The following is a 14,081-nucleotide window of genomic DNA, read 5'->3' on the forward strand; positions in this document are numbered from 1 at the left end:
CATGAAGACCCGCCTCGTTGACGTCCGTCGCACTGTTGCCCGTCCCATCTCCAGCTCCCGCTGGCGGATCGGCCTGCTGGCCGCCGTAGTGACCGTTGTTTTCGGCGGGCCCTTCAGCTCGTTCGCACAGGTGCAGCCGCAGGCCGGCAGCCAGGCACGGCAGGAGCAGGCGGCCAACGGCGTCCCGGTGGTCCAGATCGCCGCGCCGAACGCCGCCGGTGTCTCGCACAACCAGTACGAGCAGTACAACGTGGGGCGGCAGGGACAGGTACTCAACAACAGCGCGACCACCACACAGACCCAGCTGGCCGGCTATATCCAGGGCAACGCCAACCTGCAGCCTGGGCAAGCGGCGCGGCTGATCCTCAACGAAGTCACTTCCAGCAATCGTTCGTTGCTGCAGGGCCACGTGGAAGTGGCCGGCGCGGCCGCGCAGGTGATCATCGCCAATCCGAACGGCATCACCTGCGACGGCTGCGGCTTCATCAACACCACCCGTGGCGTGCTTACCACCGGCACGCCGCTGTTCGGCGGCGACGGGAGCCTGTCGGCGTTCCAGGTTGGCCGCGGCAGCATCCGCATCGAAGGCGCGGGGCTGGATGCAGACAACCTGCAGCGTATCGACCTGCTTGCGCGCGCCGTGGAAATCAACGCCGGCCTGTGGGCCAAGGACGCCAACGTGGTGGTGGGTGCCAACCACATCGACTACGACAGCCTTGCCACGCGCGCGATCCAGGGCGACGGAGCGGCACAGGGCTTCGGCCTGGACGTTGCCGCGCTGGGCGGCATGTATGCCGGCAAGATCCGCCTGGTGGGAACCGAGGCCGGCGTCGGCGTGCGCAGTGCGGGCGCACTGGTCGCCACGGGCGGCGACTTCGTCCTCACCAGCGCGGGTGACGTGCAGCTGACCGGTCGCACGGCGGCGGCAGGCAACATCATCGTCGACAGCGCTGGCACCCTCGCCGCCACGGGCGCGACGCAGGCCGGTGCGGACATGCGGCTGAGCGGTCGCGACGTACAGCTTGCGGGGACCGCAAACGCGGCAGGCGTGCTCGATGCCCGCGCATCGCAGACCCTGGACGCCTCGGGCAACCTCCTTGCCGGGCGCCTGCAACTGGCTGCCGATGGCAACCTGCGACTGGCCGGGCAGGCCGAAAGTCGCGGCGACATCGACCTGCGCGCGGGTCAGCAGCTGCAAAATACCGGGCAGGTGATTGCCGCAAACCAGTTGCAGGCGCGTGCCGCCAGCATCGTGCAGCAGCAGGGCGCGCGACTGGCGGCGCAGGGCGCGCTGCAGTTGCAGGCGAACGGCCACATCGACAACGCCGGCGTGGTGATTGGCAGCACCGGCACCCGCATCGAGGCCGGCAGCCTGGCCAACCGGGGACAGCTCTACGGCCAACGGGACGCCACGCTGGCGGTCAGTGGTCGGATCGACAACAGCGGGCTGATCGGCGCCGCGCAGACCTTGACCGTCACCGCCGGGGAGCTGCAGCAGGCCGCATCGGCCGAGCTTTCCGCCGGCACCGACGTCACCCTGGATGTTACCGGTGAGCTCGCCAACGCCGGCCAGCTCATCGCAGAGCGCGCATTGACCGCCCGGGCAGACCGCCTGACCAACACCGGCACCACGGCCGCCAGTGACACCCGCCTGACCGTGGGTGCACTCGACAACCGCGGCCTCGTGCTGGCCTCCGGCACGCTGGACATCGACGCCTCGCGCCGCATCGACAACGCGGCCGCCGCGCGTCTGCGCGCCGGCCAGACGATCAACCTGCGTGCCGCGCAGCTGGACAACGCTGGCGAGATCATCAGCGACGGCGACCTGCGCATCCGTGCGGACACCATCGCCAACCGGCAGCGGCTGGAAGCAGCGCAGCAGCTCCAACTCGATGCGCGCACCCTCACCCAGACTCGGGATGGCCTGGCGCTGGGTCGCCAGCTGACGGCCACCACCACCGGTCAGCTGGATAACGCCGGGCGTCTGCACGCCACCGAGCGCATGACGCTCAGCGCGGGCACCCTGGACAACACCGGTACCGTCTACAGCACCCGTGACCTGCGCCTGGACAGCAGCGGCACGCTGCGCAATGCCGGCATCATTGCCAGCGACGCAGCGGTCACGCTGCGTGCGCAGGCGCTGGAAAATCTCGCCAACGGCGACATTTCCAGCGCGGACCTGCTCGACATCGACGTGCTGCAGGCCGCCAGCAACGCTGGCAACCTTTACGCACGGCGCGCGCTGGAACTGCGTGCCGCACGCATCGACAACAGCGGCGCTGTCTACAGTGCAGGACGTGCCGACTTGGTGGCCAACGACGTGCTGACCAACCAGGGCAGTCTGGTGTCCGTGCAGACGCTGGACGTGCAGGCTGCCTCGCTGGACAGCAGCGGCGATCTCGGCAGCGAGCAGTCCGACGTGCGCCTGACCACCACCGGTGATCTGGCCCTGACCGGCAAGACCATTGCCGCTGGCCAGCTCAGCGCCGAGGCGGGCGGCACGTTGCGCCAGCGTGGCAAAGCCTACGCTGCCACCGGCGTGACCCTGCGCGCCCAGCGTGACCTGCAGTTGGCGGGCAACCTGGACAGCAGCGCGGACATCACCCTGCATGCCGGCCAAGCACTTACCAGCGACGGCGATGTATACGCTACCGGTGGGATCAGCGCGGATGCGGGCACCGTCCTGCGCAACACCGGCAGCATGCAGGCCGCCGCTGTCACCCTGCAGTCCGCTGCGGTTGAGAACCGTGGCCGACTGCTGGCCAGCGGCAACGTCACCGTCAGTGGCGACACCGTCGAAAACAGCGGCCAGATCGTGGGCGGCCTTGCGGCAAATGGCGTCTTGGGCAGCACCGGCCAGGTCAGCCTGACCGCGAACACCCTGCTGTTGCAATCTGGCAAAGTGCACGCCGGCCAGCGCGTGGCGCTGCAAGGCAGTGGCTTGGACCTGCGCAATGGCCTGGTGTGGTCCGGTGGCGAGCTGGTGGCACGCGCCACCGGCGGCACGCTGGACAACAGCAACGGCACCCTGGTCGCTACCGGCACGCTGCAGTTGGAAACCACCGGCGAACTGATCAACCAGGGCGGCTCGTTGCAGGCAGCGCGCCTTGGCATCCTGGCCGCAGCGCTGGACAACCGCGCCGGCGAGCTGATCCAGACCGGCAACGACGCATTGACGCTCGCCTTCAGCGGTGCGCTGCGCAATGACGGTGGCCGCATTGCCGCCAACGCAACTGACCTGACCTTGGAGGTGGCGACCCTCCTCAACAACGGCGGGCGCATCGAGCACGCCGGCACCGGCACCGCGACCGTGCGCGCTGGCGCGCTGGGCAACACCAACGGCGGCCTGATTGTCGGCAACGGCGCCGTGTTGGTCGATGTCTCCGGCGACTTGACCAATACCACCGGCAGCCAGATCAGTGCCGGCCGCGGCGCCGACATCCGCGCGCGCCAGATCGACAACAGCGGCGGCCGCATCGATGCCGTCGGCAACCTGCAGCTGCGCGCCACCGAAGCCCTCCAGAACGTGGCCGGCACGCTGGCCCAGCGTCAGGCAGGCACCCTGCAGATCCAGGCGGCCAGCGTGGACAACCGCACCGGCCTGATCGGTGCCGAGGGCAATGCAAGCGTCATCACGGCCAGCCTGGGCAACCAGGGCGGCAACCTGTATGCCAAGCAGAATCTGACGCTGGACATCAACGGCGACCTGCGCAATGGCGGCGGTCTGCTGTATGCCGGCGGTCAACTGCGGCTGGACGCCGAGGGCGTGCTCGACAACCAGAGCGGCAGCATCGAAGCCTATGCAGCGGCCGGCATCACGGCGGGTGCGGTGGACAACCGCAGCGGTCGCCTGGTGGTGGATGGCAGCAACACGCTGACCGTCACCACCGGCGGTGCGCTCGACAATAGCGATGGTGTGCTCGGCAGCACCCAAGGCAACATCGCGCTCAGCGCCGCCACCGTCAACAACCAGCACGGCAAGCTGGTCGCGGGCCAGAGCGCCACCCTGCAGACCACCCAGCTGGACAACCGCAGCGGGCGCGTCCACGCCGGCGCCGACCTGACCTTGGACAACGCATCGGCCACCGTCCTCAACGGTGCGGGCGAGCTCTCCGCAGGCAATCTGTTGACCCTGCGCGCCGCCAGCCTGGACAACATCGGGGGCCGCCTGATTACCCGCAGCAGCAACCTGTACCTTGGGGCGCTGAACAACGGCAATGGCGAAATCAGTGCCTACCAGCAGTTGTGGGCACAGCTGCAGACCTTCCAGGGCAACAATGGCCGCCTGTTCGGCGGCGCCGACCTGGAACTGCACCTGGCCGGGGACTACCTGCACCAGAACGCACAGCAGCTGCAGAGCAACGGGCGCCTGGCGCTGAACGTTGCGGGCACGCTGACCAACCAGGGCCGCATCGAGACCAGCGGCACCCTGGAGCTCAATGCCGCGCAGATCGACAACACCGCGGGGGGCACCATCAGCGCCGGCAACAGTGCCGGTACCGCAAGCGCGTCGCTGACCGCCAGCCAGGGCATCAACAATGCCGGCCGCATCGACGGGGACCGTGTGCAGACCAGCAGCAGCTGGTTCACCAACACCGGCACGGTGATGGGTGACCAGGTCACGCTGAGCGCCGGCACTGTCACCAACGGTCGCGAACTGGGCAGCACCGTGCCCGTGCGCGACTACAACGAGGGCCTGCTTGCCACCACCGGTACGTTGGCCATCAACGCCGACGTCTTCAACAACCTCGACGGCGAGTTGTACAGCATCGGCGACATCCGCATCGGTGGCCGCTGGGGTGGCAACGCGCAGCAGATCGTGAACCGCTCGGGCCGCATCCAGGCCGAACGCGACCTCGTGCTGCTGGCGCTGGGCGTGCGAAATGAGCGGCGTGTGCTGCAGTACGAGCAGAAGACGTATACCGCGGCGGATCAGGCAGGGGATCCGGATGCCGGCCGGTTCGACGGTGGTGGCACGCCGTATGAAATCTACCAGCGGTACTGTGGCAATTCACAATCGCCCTGTTTCATCTGGCGTGACCACGGCGTCACCAACACAGATACCGTACTGCAGGGCACGCGCATCACTGCCTTCACTGCGGCCGGCCAGTTCCTGTCCGGCCGCGACATGCTGATCAGCGGCGGCAGCGTGGACAACATCTACTCGTCCATTGCCGCCGGCACCAACCTGACCATCAATGGTCGCGGTTCGTCCAACAGCGACAATCCGGCCGATTGGGCGGGCGTGGTCAACAACGTCGCCCTCACCGCCACCAAGACCATCCAGCGCGTCTCCGAATATGAAGTGGAGTACCAGACCTGCCGTGCCGGCCTGACCTGCCACGAAGAGCCACGGTGGGCCAATGGTGTATTGAGCACCACGACCGTCACCAAGGAAGTGGCCGTGCCCGGCGGCAACGCCAGCATCACCGCCGGCCGCAACGTCGTCATTGAAGCCCGCGACGTCAACAACACGGTGGTCAACGCGGGCAGCGGCGGCGGGCCAGCCGACATCGGCGGCTGGAACGGCGTGGGCGCGTATGTTCCGACCCTCGGCAACGGCAGCCAGGCCGGTGCGGCCACCGGCAACGCCGGCGCACCGGACCCGGTGACCGGCATTGCCACCGGCCCGGCCATCGGCACGGTCGGCGGCAACGGCCAGGGCCCGAACGTCGGCGCACCAGCACCGGGCACCAGCGGCGTGGTCAAGCCGCCGCAGGTGGTGGGCACCGCGCAGAATCCGTTGCCGGGCCTGCTGGCGCCGGACAGCGGCCTGTACACCGTGAACCCGGGCAACCAGCGTTGGCTGGTGGAAACCGATCCGCGCTTCGCCAATTACGGCCAGTGGCTGGGCTCGGACTACATGTTCGCCAAGCTCAACCTCAACCCGGACCAGCGCTTGAAGCGCCTCGGCGATGACTTCTACGAACAGCGCCTGGTGCTGGAACAGATCACCGGCCTGACCGGCCGCAAGTACCTCGATGCCGACCTCGATAACGGCATGGACCAGTACCGCGCCATGATGGACGGCGGCGTGTCCGAAGCCGGCCGCCTGCAGCTCACCGTCGGCATCGCACTGTCGGCCGAGCAGATGGCCGCGCTGGACGAAGACATCGTCTGGATGGTGGCCCAGAACGTCGGCGGCCAGCAGGTGCTGGTGCCGGTGGTGTACCTGAGCCAGGCCACCGCCGACCGCCTGCAGCTGGGCGGCGCGGCGATTGCCGGCGAGAGCGTGGACATCCGCGCCAACAACGTGAACAACCAAGGCATGATCACGGCGGATTATCGGCTGTCAGTCGACGCCGGCAGCCTGCTGAACGACCGTGGCGCGATGACCTCCGGCGGCAGCCTACGGGTGTCTGCGGTTGAAGACATCATCAACAAGGATGGCCTGATCCAGGGCGGCAGCATCAGCCTGGTCGCCGGCCGCGACCTGCAGAGCGTGGCCAGCCTCGGCGTGGCACGCATCGAATCCACGGGTGGCCTGGAGCTGGTCGCCGGCCGTGACCTGTCGCTGGTGGGCGCTCAGACCAGCGCCAAGGGCAATGCCGCACTGCAGGCCGGGCGCGATCTCAACCTCACCACTCAGCAGAGCGGCGCCAACGGCGAGCTGTTCAACCGCACCACGCTGGATGTGGGTGGCAGCCTGGGCCTGCAGGCCGGCAACAACCTCACCCTTACCGCGGTGCAAGTGAAGGCCGGCAACGGTCTGAGCGCGGTGGCTGGCAACGACATCAACCTCAACGTGCTCAGCACCGAGCAGACCAGCCGCTACAAGAACACCGAGAGCACACGCCAGACCCTTCAGACCAGCGGTCTGGAAGCGGGCGGCAGCATGGCGCTGCAGGCCGGCCAGGACGTCAACCTCAACGCGGCCAACCTGACCGCCGGCAACGCGCTCGCCGTGGTGGCCGGGCGTGACCTCAACGTGGGCGAGGTCACCACCACCGACACCAGCTCGACCGACATCCGTCGCAAGCGCTATTCCCAGCAGACGCAGACGCTGGACCAGACCGTCCACGGCAGCACGATCAAGGCGGGTGGCGATATCGCGCTGGTCGCAGGCCAGGACGCCACGCTCACCTCTGCGGGTGTGTATAGCGAGGGTGGCACCGTTGCCGTGTCCGCCGGTCGTGACGTGGTGCTGGCTACCGCCGACGAGGAACACACCTTCGAGCAGGACACCTGGAGAAAGAAGAAGAAGACCTTCTCCAGCACCACCACCACCACCCGCGAGACCTCTTCGGATACATACGCGGTGGGGACGACGCTCAGCGGCGACGGCGTGCAGATCGCTGCAGGCCGCGACATCAGCGCCACCGGCGTGCAGATCGGCGCCACTGGCGATGTGTTGCTGGCGGCAAACCGCAACATCACCGTGGAAGCGGCTACCGAGCAGCACAGCGAATCGTTCGACCAGAGCAGGAAGAAGTCGGGCCTGTTCGGCGGCGGCGGTGCCAGCGGCTTCGGTGGCATCGGCATCACCGCCGGCAGCCAGAAGGGCAGCACGTCCACCTCGCTGGAGCAGACCACGCGTTCCGGCAGCATGATTGGCAGCCTGGAAGGCAATGTCAGCATGATCGCGGGTGGCGACCTCACCCTCAGTGGCAGCGACGTGCTGGCCGGCCGTGCGGCCGACGACGTGCTGGGCTTGGGCGGCAACATCGCCATCCAGGGCAAGAACGTCACCATCAATCCAGCCGAGGAAACCGAGCACTACCGGGCAAGCCAGAGCAGCCGCAGCAGTGGCGTGTCCGCCACGCTCACCGGCACACCCATCGACACCATCCGCAACCTGCAGCAGGTCAGCAATGGCTCCGGCAGCACCGCGGACAAGGCCGGTGGCTACATCAAGGAACTGGGCGCGGCCTCGCTGACCCTGCCCGGCATCAACGTCGGCTATGGCAGCAGCAAGAGCCAGGGCAGCGTTGCGGTGGACACTACCACCCAGCGCGGCAGCAGCCTCAACGCCGCTGGCAACGTCAGCATCCGTGCCACCGAAGGCGACATCACCGTGGCCGGCAGCTCCATCGCCGCCGGCGGCACCGCCACCCTCGATGCCCAGCGCCACGTGATGCTGCTCACCAGCATCGACACCCAGAACAGCGAGCAGAGCGGCTCGTCCAGCACCAAGCAGTACGGTGCCAGCTCCATCTCGCTGGGCGACATGTTCCGCCACATCCAGGGCGGGCCGAACAGCAGCGGCGTGCGCATGTCGCCGTACAACAGCGGCAACAGCGACGGCAGCAGCACCCAGCAAGTGATCGGCCAGACCGGCAGCTCCATCAACGCCGACAAGATCAACCTCGTCAGCCGCGAAGGCGACATCACCCTGCAGGGCGCGCAGGTTGCCGCCGAGAACGCACTCAACGTGCTGGCCCAGAAGGGCGGCATCGAACTGCTGCCGGGTGAGATCACCCGGACCTGGCAGGAAACCCAGCGCAGCAAGCAGATTGGTGATCTCGGTGGCGACGGTTACACCGGCAGTACCGGCGTGCGCAATGAATACCATGACGTCAACGGTCGGCAGACTGACCAGAACAGCGTCCGCACCAGCCTGAGCAGCAACAAGGGCGACATCAGCCTGGTCGCCAAGGAAGACCTGGTCGCGCGCGGTGCGGATATCGCCGCAGGCAATGACGTGACCCTGGTCGGCCGCAATGTCATCCTTGACGCTGCTACCGATACCCTCACCCAGGCCGAGCGCCACCGCGTGAACCAGGCCGGCGGCACCATTGCCCTGTCCGGGTATGGCGTGCAGGCCGCGCAGGCGGCCGAGTCGGCGCAGCGCGCCTCTCAAGCCGGCGACGACCGCCTGGCGGCGCTCTATGCGGCGCAGGCCGGCTACGCCGCCAAGGACGCCATGCAGGGCACCGGCGCAGCGGTGAAGGTCACCGCCAGCGTGGGCAGCAGCAGCGCCTCCAGCAGCAGCACCCTGCACCAGTCCATCGAACAGGGCAGCACGGTATCGGCCGGGCGCAACGTCACCGTCGTTGCCACCGGCGACGGCACTACTGGTGCGGATGGCTACGCAGCGAACGGCGACATCACCCTGCGCGGCGCGCAGATCAGCGCCGGCAACAACGCCAGCTTCGATGCCGCCCGCGATATCAACTTCCTGTCCAGCCAGAGCAGCAACCAGCAGGACGGCACCAGCAAGAGCGGCAGCGGCAGCGTTGGCGTGGGCTTCGGCCTGGGCGGCTCGCAGAATGGCTTCACCATCGAACTGGCTGCGTCTGCCGCGCAGGGTCGGATGCAGGGCAACGGCACCACCCACCAGGCCACCCAGGTGGAGGCGGGCAACCAGCTGTCATTGACCAGCGGCCGCGACACCACCCTGCAGGGTGCCCAGGCCATGGGCGACAGCGTGCTGGCCGACATCGGTCGCGACCTCACGCTGACCAGCAGCCAGGACCGCCAGTACTACGACCAGAAGGATCAGAACGGCGGCTTCGGCGTCTCGCTGTGCATTCCGCCGCTGTGCTTCGGCGCCAGCAGCGGCAGCGTCAGCTACGGCCAGACCGACATCCACAACAACTACAACAGCACCACCCAGCAGACCGGTATCGCGGCGGGTGCGGGCGGCTACCAGATCAATGTGGGCAACCACACGCAGCTGGATGGCGCGGTCATTGCCAGCACTGCTGACCCGTCGAAGAACCTACTTTCTACCGAGAGTCTGGGGGTGACGGATCTTTCCAACCAAGCCAACTACAGCGGCGGGAGCTTTGGCGGCTCGGTCGGATTCAGCGGGTCGATTGGTGATCAGAGCAATGGAGGCGCGAATGCGGGCGCACCGAACGAAACGCGTTGGAGTGGTCCGATTCCCGGTCCGAGCCTGGGTGTTCCAACGGGTGACTCGGCTAGCAGTGTGACCCGCAGCGACATTTCTGCCGGTACGGTCGTGGTGCGAAATGGCGATACCTCTGCTCTGACAGGCTTGGATCGCACTGCCACGGATCTGCAGCAGGAAGGTCTTGCGAACAAGTTTGATGCGGAGAAAGTGCAGCGCGACCTGATCGCGGCGCAAATCGCGAAGGAAGTGGCGTTCCGCGCGGCGGGCGATCTTGCAGAAGAAATGACGAGCAAGTATCGCGACGCCCAGGTGAGTGCAGCAGCTGCAGAGCGCGTGCTGAAAAGCGAAGGCGCTACGGAAGCGGACCGTGCCGCCGCGAGCGAGCTGTTGCGGCAGGCAAACGAAGTCATTGCCTCCAACCAGGGCCAGTATGACCTCTGGAAGGATGGTGGAACGGCCAAGTCAATCCTGCATGCAGTGACTGGCCTTGTGGTCGCGGGCGCCGGAAATGGCGACCTGCTCTCCGGAGCCTTGGGGGCAGGTGCAGCCGAGCTGGGACGGCCTCTTACGGACTCGGAATCGGCATGGGTCCGCGAGCTCGTCAGCGCCGCGATCGGGGCGCTTGTTGGCGGCGAAACCGGATCAGCGACTGCACTGGCTGGAGAGCAGTTCAACCGCCAGCTCCATCCGAACGAAGTGCAGTGGATCAAGGACAACGCGATTGCCTATGCGGAGATCTGCGGGTGCTCAGTGCAGGAAGCGGAGAAGCGCCTGTTTGCCGAGGCAGCACGAACGGTGGACAAGGAATGGAGCGATCTGTTCGACAAGGTGGGGGTGAAATCGGATGCGGACGCCTATGTGTTCCTCATCGAGGGCGCGATCCGAACCGGCGCGGGGGTAAATCGGCCAGGTGAGAGCCTGTTTGCGGCATCGCAAACGGCTTTTGAGAACCAGGATATCTACAAAGGCCTGATGACAAAGAATCCGCAGCTGCTCGCGAGCTTCGCGTCGTCCATGCTGTTGGTTGCCAGCGATTCGAAGGATGACAAGGCAGTTGAGTATGCTCTTTCGCAGCTGAGGCGCTACACGAATGATCGAGATTCCTTCCCTTGCGATGGAATGAACGATTGCGAACAGATGCACATGATGCGCCAGATGCTGAACGGCGACATGACCATCGATGAGTACAACGCGCATACAACCCAGCGGGGCGGCATCGGGACGGCTGCCGGTGTTCTGGTTGGCGGCGTGCTTCTGGCACCGGAAGTAATTGCCACGATTCGTGGAATCTGTATGAGATCGCCGGGCGCTTGCCAGAACGCGTACGCATTCGCCGCTGATGTGGCGGCAGGCGATGCACTGGGCGGCGCCTCCATTGGCGCAGGCTTCACGGCTGGGACCTCGGCGGCCGCAAAGGCCGAAGATCTCGCGGAGATTCTGACCAAGAAGTTTGGTGACGATGCTGCTAAGTCCGCAGCGAAAGCAGCAGAAGAGGCTGCTGAAAGTCGCGTCGCGCAGAATACTATTGCAGAAGCTCTCTCGTCCCCAGCGCAGGTGCCCACGGACAAGGGTTTCTTGAGCCGGACAAAAGTCTGCGATAACGGATGCGCCCTCTCTGTTACAGACGCCGCCGAGCAGGCCCTGGTCAAGAAGATCATTGACCATGGGGATCAAAGCGGTGTCCTGACAGAGGAGCTAGTGGAGCTTGTTGCGAAGCGCGAGGGCCTTGTATCGCTTCCTGGCACAAAGGTCGGGAGCAACAATGGGTTCGACCATGTTTTGCAGGATCCGGAGGGCATCACGACTGTCATCATTGACTCGAAGCAGATATACAATGGATCCATTCAACTTGGATCCAGCAACGCAGGCGTTCAGTTGTCAGATGCTTGGATTCTGGACGTTTTGAGTAGAATGGGCCCGGGGGCCACATCGAACGCGGTGCGCACCGCCATGGCGAACGGAACGTTGAAGATCGCAGTAGCTGGCGTAAACAAGACTTCCGGTGAATTGGTTATGGTCACGCTTAGTCGATGGAAATGAATAATGAAAGATGACAACAATATGGCGAGCTTCGAAGCCGGAATCGAGCGTCTAAAGCTGTTTCTTGATCCCAACATTGGCCTCGACGCTGATGCGTACATTGCACACATCGAGAAGGGCACCGGTGATCCCTACATCTGTAAGGCGCTGCTGCACGAATACGCAATGGTGAGAGCCCTGCTGGCATGGTTTGAAGGCGGAGATATCAATGGGCTTAAGCAGTGGGCGTACGTATCGGGCAAGTTGAAGCGCATCACGTACCAACATGACCCGAAGGGCGTGTACTTCACTCCGGTGTACCTGATGCCACTGCTCTCCAACGAGCCATCTCTCATCGATTGGTTCGGCAAATTCGCCTATCCATTCTCGTTGGAGAGTGGCAGCCCTGCTTCTACTCGCCTCAACAATCCCCGGATGGATGAGTACTACCACTACAACACGTGGCTGGCACTTCGCGGCGACTGGAAGCCGCTCGCAGAGCGCTGCCGCGAATTCCTCAGCGACGTCCCGGCAAAACAGGCGGCGTATCAGGCAGATAGCCGTTTCCACCTTTCGCTGACGGAGGGCGATGTGGGTGGGATGGAGTCGGCGCTGGCCGAGCTCGTCGAACCGAAGCTGATGCGGCGTCGTCAACGCGAGGAGAGCGGCTACAGCCAACACTTGATCTGCACGTTTGCCATCGTCTACGCAAAAATCGCTTGGCGGCATGGATTCCAGGTCAACGTTGACTCGCCATTCGTTCCGAAGGAGTGGCTGCCCATCGCGCCGCTACCGAAGTACGAAGATGTGTTTGCGTTCATGGCGAAATCTGACGACTCGATACCCGTAGCACGCACCTGATGAACTTGATCGTGAGGCCAATGCGCCTCTACCAAGGAGCAACAGATGTCAGTCATCCGCTCGGGTCGCAGTCGCAGTGTTCTTGTCATTGCCCTGGTCATCTGTAGTCTCTCCGGCTGCGTGACGCTTTCCGGTACGTACGTCGTATCGGCCACCGATGCAGAGGGGCGTGAGCTGTCTTCCAACCTGCGCATGACCGCCGATGGAAGCCGCATCTACACGGCGCGCAATGCGCTATGTGCGGCCCACCCTGGTGCGGTGGTGCACATCAAGGACCTGCAGACGGGTGAAGAGCTGCGCTCGGAGGGCCCTTACACCTGCAATCCGGCGAAATGACGCGCGAGGTGGCCAAGGGTCACGGCCCCGATCAAGCTCAAGGTCACGGCGGACTACGGGAGCTTTGCCTATTGGGACGACGAGTGCCCGACTGGGCCCATCGATCCTGCACCGCTGCCACTGACGCCCGGGTTGGCCGAGGATGTGCAGCGGCTGGTGGACCTCCTCGAATCCATGCTCAACTGGGACGTTCCGCCTGAAAATCGACCCCAACCTGCTTCCAGCGCTACCCGAAAAGACCTGGATGAACGACCTACTCAATGATTGGCTAATGTTCTCCAAGGGTTTTGCGCGAATTTGACAAGTCGCACTTACTTTGATTATTCAAAAATGAGCTTGATCAAGATCAGCTGCGCTCCATCTTCAGTGACGGCCCAACGGGTACGGAGCTGCACCGTAGGGCGGAGGAAGTGCTCGTTGTGTCAAAATTGGATGGCTACCTCTACTTCCAACCAAAAATCCCCGTTGATCCCGTGCTTCTGCTATCAGCCGCCAGGGCGGGGTTGGAAAAGCCCGCTGCATTCTGCAGCGACCGAGGAAATGCAAGACTTCAAGGCATAGCGGAAGGAGCGCGCATCGTTATACGCGACCGGCGATCTTTTCAGCTTCCAAGAGACCCAGACTCGCCAGCGGGATGGATGCTTGCATTCATAGGCGATGAAGTGGACTTCGCTCTTGGAGATGTCGATCCGTTGATCGATGCGCTGATGGAAGCACTGTATGGGATTGCGGGCGAATACTATCTGTGTTGGTACGTCATCGAGGCGATGATTGAGCTACCCCTGACCTTCGCGCCCTGTCTATACCATCTGGCGCAATGGTGCTCGACCTGTGTTCGCTGAGGATGAGTTAGTACTTCTTGGTGAGGTTGATGGTTGAAAATTATTTCGCGAACATGGTGGCTGGCAATGAGTGAAGTAGTGACTCGGCATGGGGCTCGGCTTCTGACCTTCGTGCCTGCGCCGGAAGATTGAATGCGCCGTAACCGTCGAATAGTACAGATTTTGGGTTCCGGCTGACGTTCATTCCCAGTGCTCCAAACAGCTCGGGTTTGGTGCGAGGCTCGTGG

The 14,081-nt window shown here is 64.7% G+C and carries 4 protein-coding genes; all 4 read left to right on the forward strand.

Annotated features, from left to right (window positions below; genetic code table 11):
* Nucleotide 1: 1 nt before the first annotated feature.
* The 4 genes from ACTT2I_RS18330 (at nt 2) to ACTT2I_RS18345 (ending at nt 13,854) form a co-directional block, all read left to right on the forward strand.
* The gene (locus ACTT2I_RS18330) at nt 2–11,836 is read left to right on the forward strand and encodes a hemagglutinin repeat-containing protein (RefSeq protein WP_421100044.1); all 11,835 of its coding nucleotides are present in this window, start codon (nt 2–4) and stop codon (nt 11,834–11,836) included.
* A gap of 3 nt (nt 11,837–11,839) precedes the next feature.
* A complete protein-coding gene (locus ACTT2I_RS18335) occupies nt 11,840–12,676 on the forward strand; it encodes an Imm49 family immunity protein (RefSeq protein WP_293979392.1) in 837 nt (278 codons plus the stop codon).
* Nucleotides 12,677–12,721: 45 nt separating this feature from the next.
* The gene (locus tag ACTT2I_RS18340) at nt 12,722–13,012 is read left to right on the forward strand and encodes a hypothetical protein (RefSeq protein ID WP_293979390.1); all 291 of its coding nucleotides are present in this window, start codon (nt 12,722–12,724) and stop codon (nt 13,010–13,012) included.
* Between the two features lie 419 nt (nt 13,013–13,431).
* Nucleotides 13,432–13,854: a hypothetical protein gene (locus tag ACTT2I_RS18345; RefSeq protein ID WP_421100045.1), complete on the forward strand. Its 423-nt coding sequence runs from the start codon at nt 13,432–13,434 to the stop codon at nt 13,852–13,854.
* Nucleotides 13,855–14,081: the final 227 nt, after the last annotated feature.

Source organism: Stenotrophomonas sp. PUT21 (assembly GCF_052232875.1).
Taxonomy (GTDB): Bacteria; Pseudomonadota; Gammaproteobacteria; order Xanthomonadales; family Xanthomonadaceae; genus Stenotrophomonas; species Stenotrophomonas maltophilia_N.

Bases quoted from the DNA above. Each gene is read 5' to 3' on its own strand.
- ACTT2I_RS18330 (WP_421100044.1), top strand. From the start codon at position 2: ATGAAGACCCGCCTCGTTGACGTCCGTCGCACTGTTGCCCGTCCCATC.
- ACTT2I_RS18335 (WP_293979392.1), top strand. From the start codon at position 11,840: ATGAAAGATGACAACAATATGGCGAGCTTCGAAGCCGGAATCGAGCGT.
- ACTT2I_RS18340 (WP_293979390.1), top strand. From the start codon at position 12,722: ATGTCAGTCATCCGCTCGGGTCGCAGTCGCAGTGTTCTTGTCATTGCC.